This window comes from Streptomyces sp. NPDC035033 (assembly GCF_040636735.1).
Lineage (GTDB): Bacteria > Actinomycetota > Actinomycetes > Streptomycetales > Streptomycetaceae > Streptomyces.
This window is the reverse complement of sequence record NZ_JBEZUZ010000114.1, coordinates 1-20,156: the sequence shown is the minus strand read 5'-3', so window position 1 is coordinate 20,156 and position 20,156 is coordinate 1. Positions and strand designations below refer to the sequence as shown.

Annotated in this window: 16 protein-coding genes and 2 pseudogenes; 14 read left to right on the top strand and 4 right to left on the bottom strand. The window is 75.3% G+C overall.

Annotated features, from left to right (window positions below):
* Nucleotides 1-410 precede the first annotated feature (410 nt).
* The 11 genes from AB0E83_RS31290 to AB0E83_RS31240 all read left to right on the top strand — a co-directional run bounded on the left by AB0E83_RS31290 (nt 411) and on the right by AB0E83_RS31240 (nt 11,385).
* Nucleotides 411-719 (top strand): hypothetical protein, encoded by a 309-nt coding sequence (locus tag AB0E83_RS31290; RefSeq protein ID WP_362119422.1) that lies wholly within the window; start codon nt 411-413, stop codon nt 717-719.
* A 131-nt stretch (nt 720-850) separates the two neighbouring features.
* On the top strand, nt 851-1,834 hold the full coding sequence (locus AB0E83_RS31285) for a helix-turn-helix transcriptional regulator (protein WP_362119419.1): 984 nt from the start codon (nt 851-853) through the stop codon (nt 1,832-1,834).
* 166 nt (nt 1,835-2,000) lie between these two features.
* The gene (locus tag AB0E83_RS31280; protein WP_362119416.1) at nt 2,001-2,459 is read left to right on the top strand and encodes a GNAT family N-acetyltransferase; all 459 of its coding nucleotides are present in this window, start codon (nt 2,001-2,003) and stop codon (nt 2,457-2,459) included.
* A gap of 234 nt (nt 2,460-2,693) precedes the next feature.
* A complete protein-coding gene (locus AB0E83_RS31275; protein WP_362119413.1) occupies nt 2,694-4,412 on the top strand; it encodes a class I tRNA ligase family protein in 1,719 nt (572 codons plus the stop codon).
* The gene (locus AB0E83_RS31270; protein WP_362119410.1) at nt 4,402-4,701 is read left to right on the top strand and encodes a cupin domain-containing protein; all 300 of its coding nucleotides are present in this window, start codon (nt 4,402-4,404) and stop codon (nt 4,699-4,701) included. Before AB0E83_RS31275 ends, AB0E83_RS31270 begins: the two co-directional genes overlap by 11 nt.
* Nucleotides 4,698-5,720, top strand: coding sequence for an FAD-dependent oxidoreductase (locus AB0E83_RS31265; RefSeq protein WP_362119407.1), 1,023 nt, complete (start codon nt 4,698-4,700; stop codon nt 5,718-5,720). Before AB0E83_RS31270 ends, AB0E83_RS31265 begins: the two co-directional genes overlap by 4 nt.
* Nucleotides 5,720-7,177: a SidA/IucD/PvdA family monooxygenase gene (locus tag AB0E83_RS31260; protein ID WP_362119404.1), complete on the top strand. Its 1,458-nt coding sequence runs from the start codon at nt 5,720-5,722 to the stop codon at nt 7,175-7,177. Before AB0E83_RS31265 ends, AB0E83_RS31260 begins: the two co-directional genes overlap by 1 nt.
* Nucleotides 7,164-8,426: an ATP-grasp domain-containing protein gene (locus AB0E83_RS31255; protein ID WP_362119401.1), complete on the top strand. Its 1,263-nt coding sequence runs from the start codon at nt 7,164-7,166 to the stop codon at nt 8,424-8,426. The genes AB0E83_RS31260 and AB0E83_RS31255 overlap by 14 nt, the downstream gene beginning before the upstream one ends.
* Nucleotides 8,427-8,487: 61 nt before the next feature.
* Nucleotides 8,488-8,907, top strand: coding sequence for an aspartate 1-decarboxylase (gene panD, locus AB0E83_RS31250; RefSeq protein ID WP_362119398.1), 420 nt, complete (start codon nt 8,488-8,490; stop codon nt 8,905-8,907).
* Nucleotides 8,904-10,124 carry a GNAT family N-acetyltransferase gene (locus AB0E83_RS31245; protein ID WP_362119395.1) on the top strand — a complete coding sequence of 407 codons (1,221 nt, stop codon included), beginning with the start codon at nt 8,904-8,906 and terminating at the stop codon, nt 10,122-10,124. The genes panD and AB0E83_RS31245 overlap by 4 nt, the downstream gene beginning before the upstream one ends.
* A complete protein-coding gene (locus tag AB0E83_RS31240) occupies nt 10,114-11,385 on the top strand; it encodes an MFS transporter (RefSeq protein WP_362119392.1) in 1,272 nt (423 codons plus the stop codon). The genes AB0E83_RS31245 and AB0E83_RS31240 overlap by 11 nt, the downstream gene beginning before the upstream one ends.
* A 15-nt stretch (nt 11,386-11,400) precedes the next feature.
* Here AB0E83_RS31240 and AB0E83_RS31235 read toward each other — a convergent pair whose 3' ends face one another.
* Together AB0E83_RS31235 and AB0E83_RS31230 are read right to left on the bottom strand one after the other, a co-directional pair.
* Nucleotides 11,401-12,264, bottom strand: a complete 864-nt coding sequence (locus AB0E83_RS31235; protein ID WP_362119389.1) for an acyl-CoA thioesterase II — start codon at nt 12,262-12,264, stop codon at nt 11,401-11,403.
* A gap of 22 nt (nt 12,265-12,286) precedes the next feature.
* Nucleotides 12,287-14,800, bottom strand: coding sequence for a DUF3516 domain-containing protein (locus tag AB0E83_RS31230; protein ID WP_362119386.1), 2,514 nt, complete (start codon nt 14,798-14,800; stop codon nt 12,287-12,289).
* 132 nt (nt 14,801-14,932) lie between these two features.
* Here AB0E83_RS31230 and AB0E83_RS31225 point away from each other — a divergent pair, with 132 nt between their 5' ends.
* Together AB0E83_RS31225 and AB0E83_RS31220 are read left to right on the top strand one after the other, a co-directional pair.
* On the top strand, nt 14,933-15,724 hold the full coding sequence (locus AB0E83_RS31225; RefSeq protein ID WP_362119383.1) for a metal-dependent hydrolase: 792 nt from the start codon (nt 14,933-14,935) through the stop codon (nt 15,722-15,724).
* A gap of 171 nt (nt 15,725-15,895) precedes the next feature.
* Complete coding sequence (locus AB0E83_RS31220; RefSeq protein ID WP_362119380.1) at nt 15,896-16,621, top strand: trypsin-like serine protease; 726 nt, start codon at nt 15,896-15,898, stop codon at nt 16,619-16,621.
* 56 nt (nt 16,622-16,677) lie between these two features.
* On the opposite strand, the gene AB0E83_RS31215 is transcribed toward AB0E83_RS31220, so the two are convergent.
* Complete coding sequence (locus tag AB0E83_RS31215; RefSeq protein ID WP_362119377.1) at nt 16,678-18,459, bottom strand: ABC transporter ATP-binding protein; 1,782 nt, start codon at nt 18,457-18,459, stop codon at nt 16,678-16,680.
* Nucleotides 18,456-20,057: pseudogene (locus AB0E83_RS31210) on the bottom strand (ABC transporter ATP-binding protein); the annotation flags it as partial. The gene AB0E83_RS31215 and the pseudogene AB0E83_RS31210, both read right to left, overlap by 4 nt.
* 6 nt (nt 20,058-20,063) lie before the next feature.
* Between AB0E83_RS31210 and AB0E83_RS31205 the strand changes: the two are divergent.
* A pseudogene (locus tag AB0E83_RS31205) lies at nt 20,064-20,156 on the top strand (DUF993 family protein); the annotation flags it as partial.

The window sequence follows — 20,156 nt, the reverse complement described above, 5'->3', positions numbered from 1 at the left end:
CCGGCGTCGGCGCCCCGGCGCCGGCCGGCGGCAGGGAGGCGCCGAGCGGAGCGGCGCCGAGGGCGACGGCGGCGAGAACGGCACGGGCGAGACGGGAGAGACGCGACACGACGGGCTCCGAAGGGGTGGGAGGGGAACGGGCGAGGGGGGTGGGGCGGTGGGACCGCCGCCCCGTCATGCTCATCGAACCGGCCCGTCCGGATCCACCGTCCGGCGTGGCAGCCTGGTGACGGGACCGGAAGCTGCCACGCGGGGCCCGGCGGCACGCCGCTGCCGGTCCCGGGCCCTGGCAGCAAGCTGCCGTCGCGGGCGATCGACAGGGGCGGCGCCGGAGGGGCACAGTGCTGACGGACGCCGGAACACCGCCGGGTCCTGGCTTCCGCCGCCGCGCAACCGTCAGGAGTGAGCACGTGTATCTGGTCCACGTGCTGTTCCGCAGCACCCTCCCGGCGCCCGGGAGCCCCCCGCTGGGCCGCTCCCCGGGACGCGCGGAGGCGCTGGACGCCCTCGGCGTCGCCCACGTGACCGAGCACGAGGGGGAGGAGCCGGGCACCGCCGTCCTGACCCTCTTCGTCCGCGCCGCGACCCTCGGCCAGGCCGAGGAGCGGGCCCGCACCGCCTGCCTGGTCCTGGGCCGCGCGCCCTGGCGCCCGGAGCGGACCTGGCCGGGCATGGTCACCGCCTACTACGAGAAGCTGCTGGCCGGGGAGGAGACGTGAGGGAAACACCCCCGCGGGCTCCCGGCAAGTGTCCACCGAGGAGCGCGCCCGCCCCCGCTTGCGACACCGCGTCAGGAGACACCGCCCCACCCCCTGAGCATGATCGGTTCCCCGCACCAAAGGGGGAGCACATGCTCGAAGCACTTGGCCTCGACCCGCTGGCCGAGCAGACCTACCAACTGATGCTCAGCGAGACGGACATCGACGTCACCGGGATCGCGCGCAGGACCGGGGCCGAACCCGGCGACGTGCGCGCGGCCATGGACCGGCTGGCGGCCCTGTCCCTGCTGCGGGGGCCGCTGCGGGACGGCAGCCCCGTGCGCCTCGTGAACCCCGAGTACGGCCTGGAGGCCCTGCTCGCCCGGCAGCAGGCGGAGCTCGTCGAGCGCCAGCACCACATCGAGCGGAGCCGGGCGGCGGCCGCGGCGCTCGTCGCGAAATACGCCCACCTGCACGGAGCCGCCTCCCATCCGGACGTGGAGCACCTCGACGGCGCCGAGGCGGTACGGGCCCGGCTCGTCGGCCTCGTCGAGAACGTCACCGAGCAGCTGGACGCCTTCAGCCCCGGCCGGGTCCAGACCGAGGCGAACCTCGCCGCCGCCCGCCCGCTGGACGAGCGGCTGCTCGCCCGCGGCGTGCGGATGCGGACCCTGTACGTGGACAGCGTCCGCGGCCACCAGCCCAGCCTGGCCTACTCGGCCTGGCTGGACGCCCGCGGCGGACAGACCCGAACGGTCGCCGCCCTGCCGCTCCGCATGATCATCGTGGACCGGAGGTCGGCCCTGGTCCCGGTCAACCCCGAGCGCAGCGAGGAGGGCGCGGTGCTGCTGCACGGCCCCGGCACCGTCGCCGCCCTGTGCGCCCTCTTCGAGCACGTGTGGGCCACCGGGATGCCGCTGGTCGACCCCCTGCCCGCCGAGGACGGCGAACTGGGCCGCCAGGAACGGGAGGTCCTCCGGCTCCTGGCCCAGGGGCTGACCGACGAGGCGGTGGCCCTGCGCCTGGGGGTCTCCGTGCGCACCACCCGCCGCATCACCGCGAAGATCATGGAGGTCCTCGGCGCGAAAAGCCGGTTCCAGGCCGGCCTGCGGGCCTCGGAACTCGGCCTCCTCTAGACGCCGGGGGGAATCCGCCGACAGCCGGGGGAATCCGCCGACGGTCGGGGGAATCCGCCGGCAGTCGGGGGAAATCCGCCGGAATCGTCTTCCGGAATTCCCCCGCCCCCCTCCCTCGCCCCTCACCTCTTTCCCTTTTCCGATCCCTTCGAGAAAGTGTGCATCCATGTCCACCGACATCAAGGTCCGCGCGGTCCGCGCGGAAGACTTTCCGCAGTGGCGCGCCCTCTACCGCGGTTACGCCGATTTCTACGGGGTCGAGCAGACCGAGGAGATGGCCCTGCGGGTCTGGTCGTGGGTGAACGACCCCGGCCACGAGGTCGGCGCCCTCGTCGCCGAGGACGGCGAGGGCCGGCTCGTCGGCCTCGCCCACTACCGCCCCTTCGCCCGGCCGCTCTCGGCCACCGTCGGCGGATTCCTGGACGACCTCTTCGTGGACCCCGCCAGCCGCGGCTCCGGCGCCGCCGACCTGCTGCTCGCCGCGCTCCGCGAGGTCGCCGCCGAGCGCGGCTGGAGCGTGGTCCGGTGGATCACCGCCGACGACAACCACCGCGCCCGCGCCAAGTACGACCAGGTCGCCACCCGCACGATGTGGGTGACGTACGACATGGCGCCCGGCCGCTGACCCCACGGCCGCCCCGCCGCCGGAAGCGTCCGGTGCCCTCCCCGTCCGGGAGGGCACCGGACGCTTTTTCCTTTCCGGCCCCCGGACGGCGGCGCTTTTCCGCCTGGCAGCCCCGTGTCATGGCATCTACCTGAAGCCGCGATCCCTCGACACCGTGATCACGCCCCCGGCAGAGTTCTTTCCGGAGCGCTTCCCCCTCCTTCCCGAATCCCCTGCGAAGCACGGACATCCGAAATGAACTCGCCCTCCCCCCGCCTGGACCGCCTTTCCCGGTCCGGCGAACGGTACTTCCTCGCCCCCGTCTGCCTGGTCCCCAACGGGCGCGCCCACCTCGGCCACATCGCCGGCCCCCTGCTGCGCATGGACCTGCTCAAGCGCCACCTGCGCTGGAGCGGCGCCGACGTCGCCATGGTGGCCACCAGCGACAGCCACGAGTCCCACGTCGCCATCCGCGGCCACCTGGAGGGGCGCACCGCCACCGAGGTGGCCCGCGACTACCACGAGCGGATCCGCGGCGACTTCGGCGCCCTGCTGCTGGAGTACGACGACTTCATCGACCCGCTGAGCCCCGAGTGGGCCGACCGCTACGCCGAGGTCAACCACGCCCTCCTCGACGCGGTGATCGAGGCCGGCCACACCCGGATCGCCGCCGAACGGATGCCCCGCCTGACCGCCCTCCCGGAGGGCGCCGTCCCGCCCGCCAACGGCCCCCGGGTCGGCGACGTCGTCACCAGCGGCTGGCACCGCGGCCACTGCCCCGACTGCGGCGAGGGCATGACCGGCTACTCCTGCGAGGGCTGCGGCGGCCTGCACGCCCCGGACCGGCAGGGCGAGCTGCGGCCCGCCCACTTCGAGGGCGAACTGGCCTTCGACGACGTGCGGGTGCTCCGCCTCGACCTCCCCGACGGCCCGGCCCGGCTCCGCGCCGCCGCCGAACGGGCCGGCGTGCGCGGCGACTTCCTCGCCCTGATCGACCGTCACCTGGAGCGCCACGGCACCGACATCCGCCTGACCGTGCCGAGCCGGTGGGGCGTCCCGCGCACCGACGAGGGGCTCACCGACGAGCAGGTCATCTGGCACGGCGCCACCCTCCAGATCGCCTGCCACTACCTCGCCGCCCAGCGCTACAGCGAACTCACCGGCCACCCCTACCCGCTCGCCGCCGGCTCCGACATCACCACGGTCGTCGGCTTCGGCATCGACAACGCCCTGCCCTACCTGATCGGCGGCCTCGGCGCGATCCTCGGCCAGCAGACCTACAAGGGCATCGACCACTACCTGATCAACCACTTCTACCGGCTCGCCGGCGAGAAGTTCTCCACCAGCCGCCGCCACGTCATCTGGGCCGGCGACCTGGTCTCCACCGGCGGCGCCGACCCCGACCTCGCCCGCCTCTACCTGTGCTTCCGCAACCCCGAGTTCACCTCCGAGAACTTCGACCCCGCGGAGTTCGCCGAGTTCCACGACGCCACCGCCCTGGAGATCGACGAGGGCGTCGCCGAGGCCCTCGCCCGCCTCGCTGACGGCGACGGACACGCCGTCCCCGGCCACTGGGACCGCGAGTTCCTCACCGCCCACCTCGAACGCCTCACCAGCGCCCTCGCCCTCGACGGCCACACCGTCAACGGCGCCTACCGCGTCCTGCGCGAATGGCTCGACCGCGGCGAGATGCTCCGCCGCACCCCGGGCGGCGCCGCCGCCCACCTCATCGGCCTCGCCCACCTGGCGCTCCCGCTGATGCCGCGCTACGCCACCGCCCTGTGGCAGCACCTCACCGGCGAGTCCGCCCCCGCCCTCGCCGGCCTGGACGCCGTCCTCACCGCCGGCCTCGACCCCCGCCGCGCCGCGGCCGCCCCCGCCCCGGCGCTGGGCCGGCTCGACGCCGACCGGTTCGCCTGCTGCGTCTCCCTCAACGGCGTCCCGATGAACGCGGAGGCCGCGCATGTCCGGTGACACGTACACCACCCACGTCGAGACCGAGGCCACCGCGATCGGCATCAACTTCGGCTCCATGCTGCTGAGCGTGGAGCCGGGCGGACGGACCGAGGGCCACGCCCACGAGAGCGCCGAGGTCTGGGTGACCGACGCCGGCGCCGGCTACGTCGAACTCCCCGACGGCCGCCTGGAGATGCGTCCCGGCACCCCCGTCGAGATCCCGGCCCGCTCCTTCCACACCGTGCACTGCACCAGCGAGGAGCCCCTGGTCTTCCTCGCCCTGTGGTGGAAGCGGGTGACGCCGTGAGGGTCGCCGTCATCGGCGCGGGCGCCGTCGGCCTCACCGTCGCCGACACCCTGGCCCGGTCCGCCGGCGTGACCGGCGTCCACGTGTACGAGGCGCGGCCCGCGGCGGCCGGCGGAGCCACCGCGTACGCCGGCGCCAGCGACGTCCCGCACGGCTGGACCGAGCGGCACCGCCGGCTGGTCGAGACCGCCGAGGCATGGCACCGCGAACTCGGCGCCGGCCTCGGCGACGAGGACCGGTACCGCCACCGCACCCGCACCTTCTGGTGCTCCCCGACCCCCACCTCCGACGCCCGGATCCGCGGCCTCGCCTACGGGGAGCTGGAGGAGACCACCCGCGCCTCGGCCCGCGACGGACACACCCCCGTGCGCGGCCTGACCGGCGAGGGGCACGTCATCTCGCCGCGGCGGCTGGCCGCCCTGCTCCTCTCCCGGCTGCGCGCCGGCGGGAAGACCGAGTTCCGCTTCGGCACCCCGGTCGCGGCCGGCTCCCCGCTGGCCGACGGCACCGTCGTCGACGCCACGGGCGCCCGCCACGGCCACGACGCCGTCGTCGTGGCGGCCGGCCCCTGGGCCCCCGGCCTGCTCCCCGAGGGCCTGCCCGGCGTCCGCGTCAAACAGGTCTACGGCTACCGCCTCACCGGCGCGCCGGACCGGCCGCTGACCACCACCGTGGTCGACCTCGACCGGGGCGCCTTCCTCTTCCCGCAGCCGACCGTGCCGGGCGGCTACGCCATGAGCGTCAAGCACGACGTGTACGACGTGCCCGTCGCCGAGGGCGAGCCGGACGCCGGGACCGACGCCCGCGCCCTCGCCGTGGCGCGCGACCACCTCGGCCCCGACGCGCGCATCACGGAGCGCCGCGTCTTCGTGGACACGTACACCGAGGGCAGCGTGCCCGTCGTCACCGACCTCTCCGGCACCCGGCGGCTCGTCTGCGTCTCGGGCACCCACGGCTCGGGCATCCGGCTCGCCGCCGGCCTCGCCCGCGAGGCGTGCGACCTGCTGGGGGTGGCCTGATGGGCACGGACCGCGCGCCGGACGCCCCCGGCCACGACCTGGTGGTGATCGGCCTCGGCCCCAAGGCCGCGGCCGTGTGCGCCAAGGCCGCCGCCGTCCGCGAACTCGGCCTCGGCGCACCCCGCGTCCTCGTCGTCGAACGGTACGGGGCCGCCGCCCACTGGGGCGGCGAGCACGGCTTCACCACCGGCACCGAGCCCCTCGGCACCCGGCCCGAGAAGGACGTCGGCTTCCCCTACCGCAGCGCCGACGCCTTCGGCCCGCGCGGCGCGGAACTCGACCGGGCGATGACCCGCTACAGCTGGCAGAACTTCCTCGCCGAGACCGGCCGCCTCGGCGCATGGGTGGACCGCGGCTGCCCGGCGCCCGAGCACCGGGTCTTCGGCGCCTACCTGGAGTGGGTCGTCCGCTCCTGCGGCGACCACGTCGAGATCCGCCGGGCCCGGGTCACCGCCCTGGACACCGCGGACGGCGCGTGGCTGGTCCGCACCGCCGACGACGACACCGCCCGCGCCACCGGGGGGAACGCCGTGGTCCGGGCCCGGGCCGTCATGGTGACCGGCCCCGGGACCCCGCGCGCCCTCGGCCCCGGGCCCTTCGCCCACCCCCGGCTGATCGACGCCGGCGTCCACCGGCCCGCCCTGCGCCGGATGCTCCGGGAACGGCCGTGCGCCCGCGTGGCCGTCGTCGGCGGCGGCGAGTCCGCCGCCAGCCTCGCCCTGTACGTCCACGACCTCGTCCCCACGGCCCGCCTGGAGCTCTTCGCCCCCGGCGGCCTCCGGGTCCGCGACGAGTCCGACGAGGTCAACCGGGCCTACACGGCCGGCGCCGCGGCCGAATGGTCCCTCCTCGACGAGGGGGACCGGCGCACCTTCATCGCCCGCACCGACCGGGGCGTGGTCTCCCCGGCCCTCTCCCGCCGGCTGGCCGCGGTGATCGGCGACCGGGTCCACCGGACGGCCGTCCGCTCGGTGGCCCCGGCGCCGGGGGAGGAGGACGCCCTCGACCTCCTCGACGGGAACGGCACCCCGCTCGGCCGCTTCGACCTGGTGCTCAACGCCACCGGCTTCGACCCGTGGCGGCAGATCGACGAGCTGCTGACGCCCGCCGCCCGCACCCTCCTGACCGGCACCGGCACCGGCACGCCGGGCGGGACGCTCGACCTCGCGGCGGCCCAGCGGCGGATCGGCCCCAGCCTGTCCTTCGACGGCGTCCGCCCCGCCCTGTACGCCCCGGCCCTGGCCGGCCTCGCCCAGGGCCCCGGCTTCGCCAACCTCAGCTGCCTCGGCCACCTGTCCGACCTGGTCGTCAGGGACCTCCTGGACCCGGCCGCCACCGCCCCCCGGCCGGCGCCGGACCCCCTCCCGGCGGCCACCGGGCGGACCCCCGCCCGTAACCGCGTCCCCGCCACCCCCCTGCGAACCCCCAGAAAAGAGGTGCTCCATGCCCAGGCATGAGGAGCCCGGCCCCCTCGTCGCCTTCGTCGCCTTCGTCGAGGGCGCCTCCACCGGCTGCGGACTGCGCCTCCTCGCCCACGCCGAGGCCACCGGCGCCCGCCCGGTCTTCCTCACCACCGACCCGGAGAAGTACGCCGGCGCCCCCGGCCAGGAGGTGCTCGACGTCCTTGCCGCCGAGGGCCGGCTGATCCGCTGCCGGACCCTGGACGAGGCCGAGGTCCCCCCGGAGCTGACGGCCTCGGGCCTGCTCCCGGGGATCGCCGGGATCGTCTGTGCCGCCGACCGCTTCCTGTCGGCCGGGGCGGCGATCGCCGAGGCGTGCGGGGCGGAGCTGTTCGGCGTCGAGGCCGCCCGGGTGATCCGGGACAAGCGCCGGATGCGGGAACTCCTGGACCGGCTCGGCGTCGCCGACATCGCCTGGGCCGACGCCCGGTCCGAGGAGGACGCCCGCGCCTTCGCCGCCCGCCTGGGCCGGCCGGTGGTCCTCAAGAACGTGCGCGGCAGCGGCAGCCAGCAGGTGGTGTACGCCGCCACGCCCGCCGACGCCGCCGCGGCCTGCGCGCGGCTCCTCGCCGAGGAGCGGTACCTGGACGGCGAACTGATGGTGGAGGAGTTCGTCGACGGCCCGCTCGTCAGCCTCGAAGGGATCGTCGCCGGCGGCCGGTTCACGGCCCTCGGCGTCACCGACCGCGAGTTCGGCGCCCTTCCGCACTTCGTGGAGCTCGGCTGGACCCACCCGGCCCCGCTGCCCGCGGGGACGGTCGCCACGATGACGGACACCGTCCAGCGGATCGCCGACGCCCTGGGCATCCGCGGCGGACCGCTGCACGTGGAGTTCATGCTCGGTCAGGACGGCCCCGTCCTGGTCGACTTCAACGCCCGGCTCCCCGGCGGCCTGATCGTCCCCATGCTCCAGGACGTGTACGAGGGCGGGTACTACGACCTCGTCCTCGCCGGCGCGACGGGCCGGCCGGTCCGCCCCGCGCCCGCCCCCGCCGGCTACGGCGCCATCCGCAAGGTCTTCCCCACGGCCGAGGGCGTCCTCGACGCCCTCGAAGGACTCGACCGGGCGGCGGCCGCCCCCGGCGTCCGCGAGGTGACCGGAGTCGCCGCGCCCGGCACGCCCGTGGCGCCCCCGCGCGACTACCGGGGCTCCCTCTTCCACCTGCGCGGCTCCGGCACCTCCGCCGCCGGGGCCCGGCAGGCCCTGCTCGACGCGGCGGCCGCCGTCACCGTACGCCTCCGCTGACCCCCCCCCCCCGACGGGCCGCGACCGCGGCCCGCACCCCACCACCGAAGGACGCGTTCCCGTGTACCGCACCCTGTTCAGCGCCAAGATCCACCGTGCCACCGTCACCCAGGCCGACCTGCACTACGTCGGCTCCGTCACCATCGACCGCGACCTGCTCGACGCGGCCGACCTGCTCCCCGGCGAGAAGGTCGCCATCGTGGACGTCACCAACGGCGCCCGCCTGGAGACCTACGTCCTCGAAGGGGAGCGGGGCAGCGGGGTCATCGGCATCAACGGCGCCGCCGCGCACCTCGTCCACCCCGGCGACCTCGTCATCATCATCGCCTACCAGCAGGTCCCGGAGGACGGGGCCCGCTCCTTCCGCCCCCGCGTGGTCCACGTGGACGCGGACAACCGGGTCGTCCACCTCGGCGACGACGCCGCCGAGGCCGTCACCCCGGGCGTCGAGCGGTCCCCGCTCGCCACGGGCCGCCGGTGAGCCCCGCCGGGGCGCCCGCCGGCACCGGCCCGCGCGTCCACCGCTTCGCCTCCCTCGCCGAGGTCCCCCAGGAGGTGCGGGACGCCCTCACCGAGGCCGACTCCCTCTACGTGAGCGGCCCCTGGACCGAGGCCCTCGGCCGCTCCAACCCGGCTCTCCCGATCGCCTTCTGGGCCGTCCGGGACGCCACCGGATGGCTCGCCGGCACCCCCGTGCACCTCTTCGACGCCGCCCCGCCCAGCCCCACCTACGACCCCTGGAGCCTGCATCCCGGCCTCGTCGAGGAACCCGACGCCGTCCGCGCCCTGCCGCACGCCCTCGTCGGCACCCGCAACGGGCAGGGCAACGGCCTGCTGTGGGCCCCCCGGGCGGCGGCCGGCGGGGTGACGGCGGCGGACCGCGCCGCCGCCGTCACCGCCCTGGCCGGCGCGATCCGCGCCGGCCTCCCGGACCACGTCGTCGCCTGGACGTACACGCCCCCGGCGCTCGCCCGCACCCTGGCGGCCGCCCTGCCCGGCGCGGCGGTGCTCCTCGCGGACACCACCGCCGAACTCGTCCTGCCCGCCGCCGCCGGCGGCGGCCCGCCGGACTTCCTCGGCTCGGTGCGCGCGAGCGCCCGCCGCCGGCTGCGGGCCGACCGGGCCGCCATCGACGGCGCCGGCGGACTCGGCACGCCCGAACGCGACCCGGCGGCCGTCGCCGGCCTGTCCGAGGAGCTCGCCCCCCTCCTCGGCGCGGTCATGGCCCGCCACGGCCACACCCCGGACGTCCCCGCGCTCGCCCGCTACCTGCGGGCCTGCGCGGCCCCCGGCCTCCACCCGGCCGTCTTCACCGTGCGGGAGGCGGACGGCCGCCCGGTGGCCTTCTCGCTCTGCGTCCGCCACGGCGAGGAGATGTCCGTCCGCGTCGTCGGCCTCGACCACACCGCCGTCCACGCCCGTGACGCCATGGACTACGCCCACGTCGCCGTGCACGGCCCGCTCGCGCTCGCCGCCCGCACCGGGGTGCGCCGGATCGACCTCGGCGTCGGCACCCTGGACGCCAAACTCCTGCGCGGCGCCCGCCTCCGGCCCCTGGCGACGGTGGTCTCCCCGCCCCCGGCCGGCGGCCACCGCCCGCTGCCCGGCCGCGAACTGGCCCGGCTGCCCCTGCTGGTGGAGCAGAGCCGCGTCCTCGCCGCCCGGCGGCCCGAAGACTGGAACGACCTTGAAGACTGACGCCCGCCCCGGCCCGCCGGCCGCCCCCGCCCGCACCTGGGACGCCTTCAACCGCTTCTGGGGCAGCCAGTCCTGCGCCCAGACCGCGAGCCAGGTCCTTTACTACGCCTACCCGCTGATCGCCGCCGCCCTGCTGCGGCTCGACCCGGCCGAGATCGCGGTCACCACCTTCCTCCAGTTCCTGCCCACCCTGGTGATGACCCCGATCGGCGGCCTGATCGTGGACCGCGCCGACCGGCGGACGCTGCTGCTCGTCTGCCACCTCGGCCGGGCCGCCCTGCTGGCCGCCGCGGCCGGGCTCGCCGCCGCCGACCGGCTGCCCACCCCGCTCTTCTGGGTGCTGGTCGCCGCCACCGGCGCCGTCTCCTCCGTCGCCGACCTGACCACCCTCGCGGTGATCCCGCAGGTCGCCCCGGACGGGCGGCTCCTGACCGCCAACTCCCGGATGCAGCTGACGCTCTCCGTCGCCCAGGTCCTCGGCCCGGCCGCCGCCGGACTCCTGGTGGGCCTGTCCGGCGCGGGCGTCCTCGGCGCCATCGCGGGCGTGTTCGTCATGGCCGGGCTGCTCAGCCTGCGGGTCCGGCCGGCCGCGGGGCCCCCGCCCGCCGCCGGCGAACCGTGGGGCTCCCGCTTCACCCGCGGGGCGCGGGTGGTCCGCGCCGACGCCCTGCTGCGGGCGCTGCTCGTCCAGGGCGGCCTGTTCAACTTCTTCGAGCAGGCCCTGATCACCCTCTACCTGATCCACGCCCTGCGGACCCTCGGCATGTCCACCACCACGGTGGGCCTGCTGCTCGGCGTCGGCGCCGTCGGCTCCGTGCTGGGCGCCGCCGCGGCCGCCCGGCTCTCGCACCGCTGGGAACGCACCCGCCTGGTGGCCCTGGCCATGGCGTTCGCCTCGGTCGCGCCCTGCGCCCTGCCGCTCTCCCCGGCCGGCGCCCCCGCCCTGGCGGCGGCCACCGCGGCCCTGGCCTTCTTCTCGTACGGCGTCGGGCTCACCGTCTTCAACGTCCACTCGATCGCCATCCGGCACGAGAGCGTGGCGGCGGAGTACCAGGGCCGGGTCGGCGCGGTCTACCGCTTCTGCGCCTTCGGCGGCACCGCCCTGGGCGCGGCCTTCGCCGGCTGGCTGACCTCCTGGCTCACCCCGCACACCGCGATGTGGATCCCGTGCGCGGGCCTGCTCGCCGCCCTGCTGCTGTTCGTCCGCTCCCTGCGCGCCCTGCCGGCGCCCGCCGCCACCGCCGCCCCGGCCGGGGCGTGACCCGCGGGAAGCCGCTCAGACCGGCCGGAACAGGCCCTCCTGGACCACCGAGACGAGCATCCGGCCCTCCCGGTCGTAGATCCGGCCCCGGGCCAGTCCCCGGCCGCCGGTCGCGACCGGGGACTCCTGCTCGTACAGGAACCACTCGTCCGCCCGGAACGGCCGGTGGAACCACATCGCGTGGTCCAGCGACGCCATGTCGAAGCCGCGCGGCCCCCAGAGCGGTTCGACCGGGATGCGCACGGCGTCGAGCAGGGTCATGTCGGAGGCGTACGTCACCGCGCAGGTGTGCACCAGCGGATCGTCCCCCAGCGGCCCCACCGCCCGCATCCACACCGCGCTGCGCGGATCGGCGTCCTTGACCTCGTCCTTCGTCCACCGCAGCCGGTCGACGTACCGGATGTCGAAGGGCTGGCGGCGGGCCATCCGCTCCAGCGCCTCCGGCAGCGCCCCGAGGTGGTCGCGGATCTCGTCCGCCAGCTTCGGCAGGGTCTCCGGGTCCACCAGGTGCCGGGGCGGCAGCTGGTGGCTGAAGGCGCCCTCCTCCGGCAGGTGGAAGGAGGCCGTCAGATTGAAGATCGTCCGGCCCTCCTGGACGGCCGTGACCCGGCGGGTCGTGAACGACCGGCCGTCCCGCACCCGCTCCACCTCGTAGACGATCGGCACGCCCGGCCGGCCCGGCCGCAGGAAGTACGCGTGCAGCGAGTGCACCGGCCGGTCCCCGTCCACCGTCCGCCCCGCCGCCACCAGGGCCTGGCCGGCGACCTGCCCGCCGAAGACCCGCTGGAGCGACTCCTGCGGGCTGCGGCCGCGGAAGATGTTCACCTCGATCCGCTCCAGGTCGAGCAGATCCACGAGCCTGTCGGCGGGGTTCGTCACGAGCTCCTCCTCGGGAAAAGGTCTACAGCTGTCCGACCGAGGTCACGCGGACCACCGCCCGGCCCTCCTCGTCGGAGGCCGCCAGGTCCACCTCGGCGCTGATGCCCCAGTCATGGTCGCCGTTCGGATCGGCGAAGGTCTGCCGGACGCGCCACAGACCGTGCGCCGGGTCCTCCTCGATGGCGAGCAGCTTCGGGCCGCGCGCGTCCGGACCCGTGCCCAGGTCCTCGTACTCGTCCCAGTACGCGTCCATCGCCTCGCCCCACGCCTCCTCGTCCCAGCCGGACTCGGCGTCCATCTCGCCCAGCTCCGCGACCTTGTCGAGGGCGGCCAGCTCGACCCGCCGGAACATCGCGTTGCGCACCAGGACCCGGAAGGCGCGCGCGTTCGTCGTGACCGGCTTGACCTGGTCGGCCTTCTCCTGCGCCTCCTCGGCGGTCTGCACCTCCGGGTTGGCCAGCTGCTCCCACTCGTCGAGCAGCGAGGAGTCCACCTGGCGCACCATCTCGCCCAGCCAGGCGATCAGGTCCTCCAGGTCGTCCGTCTTCAGGTCGTCCGGGATGGTGTGGTCCAGCGCCTTGTACGCGCCCGCCAGGTACCGCAGCACGATGCCCTCGGTCCGCGCCAGCTCGTAGTGCGAGGTGAACTCGGTGAAGGCCATCGCCCGTTCGTACATGTCGCGGACGACGGACTTCGGCGACACCGGGTGGTCGCCGACCCACGGGTGCGACTTCCGGTACACGGTGTACGCGTGCCAGAGCAGCTCCTCCAGCGGCTTCGGGTACGAGACGTCCTGGAGCCGCTCCATCCGCTCCTCGTACTCGACGCCGTCCGCCTTCATCTGCCCGACGGCCTCCCCGCGCGCCTTGTTCTGCATGGCGGCGAGGATCTGGCGCGGGTCGTCGAGGGTGGACTCCACCACCGACACCATGTCGAGGGCGTACGAGGGCGATTCGGGGTCCAGCAGGTCGAAGGCGGCGAGCGCGAACGTCGACAGCGGCTGGTTGAGCGCGAAGTCCTGCTGGAGGTCGACGGTCAGCCGGATCGTGCGGCCCTCCGCGTCCGGGGTCTCCAACTGCTCCACCACGCCGCCGTCGAGCAGCGAGCGGTAGATCGCGATGGCCCGGCGGATGTGCCGCAGCTGGTTCTTCCGCGGCTCGTGGTTGTCCTCCAGCAGCTTGCGCATCGCCTCGAAGGCGTTGCCCGGCCGCGCGATCACCGAGAGCAGCATGGTGTGGGTGACGCGGAACCGGGAGGTCAGCGGCTCCGGCTCGGAGGCGATCAGCTTCTCGAAGGTGCTCTCCGACCAGGCGACGAAGCCCTCCGGCGCCTTCTTGCGGACCACCTTGCGCCGCTTCTTCGGGTCGTCGCCCGCCTTCGCGAGCGCCTTCTCGTTCTCGATGACGTGCTCGGGCGCCTGCGCCACCACGAAACCGGCCGTGTCGAAACCGGCCCGGCCCGCCCGGCCCGCGATCTGGTGGAACTCCCGGGCCCGCAGCGTCCGCACCCGGTTGCCGTCGTACTTCGTCAGCGCCGTGAACAGCACCGTGCGGATCGGCACGTTCACGCCCACGCCGAGGGTGTCCGTCCCGCAGATCACCTTCAGCAGACCCGCCTGCGCCAGCTTCTCCACCAGCCGCCGGTACTTCGGCAGCATGCCCGCGTGGTGCACGCCGATGCCGTGCCGCACGTAGCGGGAGAGGTTGCGGCCGAAGGAGGTGGTGAACCGGAAGCCGCCGATCATCTCGGCGATCCGGTCCTTCTCCTCCCGCGTGCACATGTTGATGCTCATCAGCGACTGCGCCCGCTCCACCGCCTGCGCCTGCGTGAAGTGCACGATGTACACCGGCGCCTGCCTGGTCTCCAGGAGCTCGGTCAGGGTGTCGGTGATCGGCGTCATCCGGTACTCGTACGACAGCGGCACCGGCCGCGTCGCCGACCGGACCACCGCCGTCGGACGCCCGGTCCGCCGCGTCAGGTCCTTCTCGAACATCGACACGTCGCCGAGCGTCGCCGACATCAGCACGAACTGCGCCTGCGGCAGCTCCAGGAGCGGGATCTGCCAGGCCCAGCCCCGGTCCTGCTCCGCGTAGAAGTGGAACTCGTCCATGACGACCTGGCCGATGTCGGCGTCCTTGCCGTCCCGCAGCGCGATCGAGGCCAGCACCTCGGCCGTGCAGCAGATGACCGGCGCGTCCGCGTTCACCGACGCGTCGCCGGTCAGCATGCCGACGTTCTCGGTGCCGAAGATCTTGCACAGGTCGAAGAACTTCTCCGACACCAGCGCCTTGATCGGCGCCGTGTAGAAGGTGACCTGGTCGTTGGCGAGCGCGGTGAAGTGCGCCCCCGCCGCCACCAGTGACTTCCCGGACCCCGTCGGGGTCGACAGGATCACGTTCGCCCCCGAGACCACCTCGATCAGCGCCTCCTCCTGGGCCGGGTAGAGCGTGATGCCCCGCTCCTCGGCCCAGGTGGAGAAGGCCTCGAAGAGGGCGTCGGGGTCGGCGGTCGGCGGCAGCTGATCGATAAGGGTCACGCTCCCATCTTGCCTGCATTCCGCTCGGATGAGGGAACCGGTCACCGGACGCGAAGATCACTCCCGATAGGCTGCTCCGTCGACCGGCCGTCAACTGGACGCCGGCAGGGGAGAAACGGGGCGACACCGACCATGATGGGACCGGCGCACTCGCTGTCCGGCGCGGCGGCCTGGCTGGGCGTGGGCGCCGCCGCGGCCGCCTTCGACCACCCGATGCCCTGGCCGGTGCTGCTCGCCGGCGCCCTGCTGTGCGCGGGCGCCGCCCTCGCCCCCGACCTCGACCACAGGTCGGCCACCATCTCGCGCGCCTTCGGCCCGCTCTCCCGGGTCCTGTGCGAGGTCGTCGACAAGCTCTCGTACGCCGTCTACAAGGCGACCCGCAGCCCCCAGGACCCGCGCCGCTCCGGCGGCCACCGCACCCTCACCCACACCTGGGTGTGGGCCGTCCTCATCGGCGGCGGCTGCTCGACCGCGGCCGTCACCGGCGGCCGCTGGGCGGTCCTCGCGATCCTCTTCGTCCACCTCGTCCTCGCCGTCGAGGGCCTGCTGTGGCGGGCCGCCCGGATGTCCAGCGACGTGCTGGTCTGGCTGCTCGGCGCGACCAGCGCCTGGATCCTCGCCGGCGTCCTCGACCAGCCGGGCAACGGCTCGGACTGGCTCTTCACCGGCCCCGGCCAGGAGTACCTGTGGCTGGGCCTGCCGGTCGTCCTCGGCGCCCTCGTCCACGACATCGGCGACGCGCTCACCGTCTCCGGCTGCCCGATCCTCTGGCCCATCCCCATCGCCCGCAAGCGCTGGTACCCGATCGGCCCGCCCAAGGGCATGCGCTTCCGGGCCGGCAGCTGGGTCGAGCTGAAGGTCCTCATGCCGGCCTTCATGGTCCTCGGCGGCGTCGGCGGAGCCTCGGCGCTCGGCTTCTTCTAGCAGCCGCCCCCGGGCCCCCGGTCCGGCGGACGGCCCGGTCCTCCTCCGGCCCGGGGATAACACGGTGTTATGGACGAACGGGATTACCCCGGCGTCCGCCGCGTGACCACTCTGGTTCCACCCACTCCCCCCACAGGCGGCGCTCCCGCGCGCCGTCGGAGACGAGGAACCTTGCGTACGCACCGCATATGGGCGTCCGCCGCCGCCGCGGCGCTCTCCGTGCTCGCCCTCTTCGCGCCCGCCGCCACCGCGGCGGAGCAGACGCCCGCCCGCGCCGGCACCGCCGCCGTCCAGCCGATCATCGGCGGCGGCTACGCCCAGAGCGGCCCCTGGGCCGCCCGGCTCTTCTCGAACGGCCGCGAGACCTGTTCCGCGACGATCATCGCCCCCACCTGGATCCTCACCGCCAAGCACTGCGTCACCGGCGGCGGCCTGTCCTTCCGGATCGGCAGCCTCGACCAGCACAGCGGCGGGACCGTCGCCAACGGCGTCCAGACCCACACCCACGGCTCCGACCTCGCGCTGGTCCGCCTGGACCGCTCCGTCACCGCGACCTACGCCCGGCTCGGACAGCCCGGCTCCGTGAGCGTCGGACAGACCGTCCAGGTGTACGGCTGGGGCGCCACCTCCCAGTGCGGCTCCGAGGCCACCTGCCAGTCCCGCTACCTGAAGGTCGCCAACGTGGTCGTGACCGGCGGCTGCCGCGACGCCTACGGCGGCTCGGCGATCTGCGCCCGGCGCGGCGACGGCATCACCGCCGGCGGCGACTCCGGCGGCCCGATGATGGCGAACGGCGTCCAGGTCGGCGTCGCCTCCACCAGCGACCGCCAGACCACCACCGCGTACACCAACGTCACGGCCTACCGCTCCTGGATCCAGTCGATCGCCGGCGTCTGACCGCCGCCCGCGCGTGACCCGTCCCCGCCGGGGGCGGGTCACGACGTCCGTCCGGGTCAGCCGTGCCAGGAGCGCCACAGCGCCGCGTACGCGCCGTCCGCCGCGACCAGCTCGTGGTGGCTGCCCAGCTCGCTGATCCGGCCGTCCTCGACGACCGCGATCAGATCGGCGTCGTGCGCGGTGTGCAGCCGGTGCGCGATCGCCACCACCGTCCGGCCGTCGAGCACCCGCCCGAGCGAGCGCTCCAGGTGCCGGGCCGCGCGCGGGTCGAGCAGCGAGGTCGCCTCGTCCAGGACCAGCGTGTGCGGATCGGCCAGGACCAGCCGGGCCAGCGCGATCTGCTGGGCCTGCGCCGGGGTCAGCGTCCGGCCGCCCGAGCCGACCTCGGTGTCCAGGCCCGCGTCGAGCCCCCGGGCCCAGCCCTCCGCGTCCACCGCCTCCAGCGCCGCCCACAGCTCCGGGTCCCCGGCCTCCGGCCGGGCGAGCAGCAGGTTGTCGCGGAGCGTGCCCACGAAGACGTGGTGCTCCTGGTTGACCAGCGCCACGTGCTCGCGGACCCGCTCCGCCGGCATCCGGGCCAGCTCGGCCCCGCCGAGCGTCACCGCCCCGGCGCGCGGCCCGTAGACGCCCGCGAGGAGCCGGCCCAGCGTCGACTTGCCCGCCCCGGACGGGCCGACCAGCGCCAGCCGGGTCCCCGGCGCCACCGCGAGGGACACCCCGTGCAGCACGTCCACGCCCTCCCGGTAGCCGAAGCGCACGCCGACCGCCTCGACGTCCCGCCCGTCGGGCCGCACCGACCCGTCGCCGGGCTCCGGCTCGATGTCCCGCACGCCCACCAGCCGGGCCAGCGACACCTGCGCCACCTGGAGCTCGTCGTACCAGCGCAGCACGATCCCGACCGGATCCACCAGCATCTGCGCCAGCAGCGCGCCCGTCGTCAGCTGACCGACGTCCATCCAGCCGCGGAGGACGCAGACGCCGCCGATCGCGAGGACGCCGCACAGCACCAGCGTGTGCGTCAGGTTGACCACCGGGAACAGCACCGCGCGCAGGTAGAGCGTGTACCGCTCCCACCGCGTCCACTCGTGGATCCGCCGGTCCGAGAGCGCCACCCGGCGCGCGCCCAGCCGGTGCGCCTCGACCGTGCGGCCCGCGTCGACGGTCTCGGCGAGCACGGCCGACACCGCCGCGTATCCGGCGGCCTCGGAGCGGTAGGCCGAGGGCGCCCGCTCGAAGTACCAGCGGCAGCCGGCGATCAGCAGCGGCGCGGCGATCACCACGGCCAGCGCGAGCGGCGGCGCCGTGAGGGCGAGCCCGCCGATCAGCAGCCCGGCCCACACCACGCCGACGACGAGCTGCGGCACGGCCTCGCGCATCGCGTTGGCCAGCCGGTCCACGTCGGTGGTGATCCGGGAGAGCAGGTCGCCGGTGCCGGCCCGCTCCAGGACGCCCGGCGGCAGGCCGACCGCGCGGACCAGGAAGTCCTCCCGCAGGTCGGCGAGCATCTCCTCGCCGAGCATCGCCCCGCGCAGCCGGACCAGCCGGACGAACACGGTCTGGATCACGAGCGCGACCGCGAAGACCGCGACCGCCTGCCCGAGCCGGAGCTCCCGGGCGCCCTCGGCGAGCCGGTCCACCACCTGCCCGAGCGCGTACGGCCCCGCCATCGACGCGACCACGGCGACCGCGTTCACCCCGACGAGCAGCGCGAAGGCCCTCCGGTGCCGCCGCAGCAGACCGCGGACGTAGGCCCGGACGGTCGCGCCGGCGGCGACGGGCAGGGTGGTGGCGGTCGTGGGGGCCGCCGGGTCGTACGCGGGCGGCGCCAGGCCGATCATGCGGATTCCCCTTCCAGTGCGTCGTGTCCGGCGGCCGCCGTCGCGGCGAGCTCGTCGTCCGTCTCCCGGGTGACGACCGCCCGGTAGCGCGGCTCCGCCGCCAGCAGCTCGCGGTGGGTGCCGTGGGCGACGGCCCGGCCCTCGTGGACCAGGACCACCCGGTCCGCCAGGTCCAGGAGCAGCGGCGACGAGGCGAGCACCACGGTGGTCGCGCCCGCGCGCAGCTTGCGGACGCCGGCCGCCACCCGCGCCTCGGTGTGCGCGTCGACGGCCGAGGTCGGCTCGTCGAGGACCAGCACCTCCGGGTCGGCCACCAGGGACCGCGCCAGCGCCAGGCGCTGGCGCTGGCCGCCGGAGAGCGAGCGGCCCCGCTCCGTGATCCGGGCCCGCATCGGGTCGCCGCCGGTGTCCACCGAGGCCTGCGCGAGCGCGTCGAGCACGTCCTCGCACCGCGCGGCGGCGAGCGCGTCCTCGGCCCGGACCGCGCCCGACGACGGCACGTCGAGCAGCTCGCGCAGGGTGCCGGAGAGCAGCACCGGCTCCTTGTCCTGGACGAGGACCGCCGTCCGCGCCGCGTCCAGCGGCAGCCCGTCCAGCGGCACCCCGCCCAACCGCACGGAGACGTGGCCGTCGTCCGGCTCGGCCGGATGCCCGCCCAGTCGCTCCGCGAGCCGGCCGGCCGCGTCCGGATCGCCGCACACCACGGCCGTGAGCAGCCCGGCGGGGGCGATGAGCCCGGTCACCGGGTCGTACAGGTCGCCCGACGCCTTCCGGTCCCGGTCGCCCGTCCCGTCCCCGGCCGGTCCGGTCACCCGGGTCAGCGCGAGCACGCGGGCCGCGCGCTTCGCGGACGGCCGGGAGAAGGCGTACGCCATGGCGATCTCCTCCACGTTCCGCAGCGGATGGTGGGTGAGCGCCACCGCGCCGTAGACCGTGACCAGCGCGCCGACCGTGATCGTGCCGTCGAGCGCCAGGCCCGCCCCGTACGCCACCACGGCGATGAGCAGCAGGCCCGGCAGCAGCACCTGGACGGCGGCGATCAGCGCCCACATGCGGGCGCTGCGCACGGCCGCCCGGCGGACCTCCTGGGAGGCGGCCCGGTAGCGGCCGAGGAACAGCTCCTCGCCGCCGATGCCGCGCAGCACGCGCAGCCCGGCGACGGTGTCGGAGGCGAGCTCGGTGGCCTTGCCGGCCTTCTCGCGCTGCTCGTCGGCCCGGCGGGTCGCGCGCGGCAGCAGCGGCAGCGCGGCCAGGGCGAGCGCCGGGACGCCCACCGCGACGACGACGCCGAGCGCCGGCTCGTACACGACGAGGCCGACGCAGACGGCCAGGAGGGCGAGGACGGCGGCGGCGAAGCGGGAGAACGCCTCCACGAACCATCCGATCTTCTCCACGTCGCCCGTGGACACCGAGACGACCTCTCCGGCCGCGACCCGCCGCGTCAGCAGCGAGCCGAGCTCGGCGGTCCGGCGGGCCAGCAGCTGCTGGACCCGCGCGGCGGCGGTGATCCAGTTGGTGACGGCGGTGCGGTGCAGCATCGTGTCGCCGACGGCGATGCCGGCGCCGAGCGCCACCACCACCCCGCAGCCGAGCGCGAGCCCGCCGCCGTCGTCGAGGAGTCCGGCGCCCGGGCCGTCCTGATGGCCTCCCGCGCGCTGGCCGCCGCGGCCACCGGCCCCGAGGACTACCTCGACCTC

Excerpts from the sequence above, each read along its gene's own strand:
- AB0E83_RS31270 (WP_362119410.1), top strand. The coding sequence starts at position 4,402 with ATGTCCGGTGACACGTACACCACCCACGTCGAGACCGAGGCCACCGCG.
- AB0E83_RS31275 (WP_362119413.1), top strand. The coding sequence starts at position 2,694 with ATGAACTCGCCCTCCCCCCGCCTGGACCGCCTTTCCCGGTCCGGCGAA.
- AB0E83_RS31285 (WP_362119419.1), top strand. The coding sequence starts at position 851 with ATGCTCGAAGCACTTGGCCTCGACCCGCTGGCCGAGCAGACCTACCAA.
- AB0E83_RS31225 (WP_362119383.1), top strand. The coding sequence starts at position 14,933 with ATGATGGGACCGGCGCACTCGCTGTCCGGCGCGGCGGCCTGGCTGGGC.
- AB0E83_RS31280 (WP_362119416.1), top strand. The coding sequence starts at position 2,001 with ATGTCCACCGACATCAAGGTCCGCGCGGTCCGCGCGGAAGACTTTCCG.
- AB0E83_RS31215 (WP_362119377.1), bottom strand. The coding sequence starts at position 18,459 with ATGATCGGCCTGGCGCCGCCCGCGTACGACCCGGCGGCCCCCACGACC.
- AB0E83_RS31255 (WP_362119401.1), top strand. The coding sequence starts at position 7,164 with ATGCCCAGGCATGAGGAGCCCGGCCCCCTCGTCGCCTTCGTCGCCTTC.
- AB0E83_RS31260 (WP_362119404.1), top strand. The coding sequence starts at position 5,720 with ATGGGCACGGACCGCGCGCCGGACGCCCCCGGCCACGACCTGGTGGTG.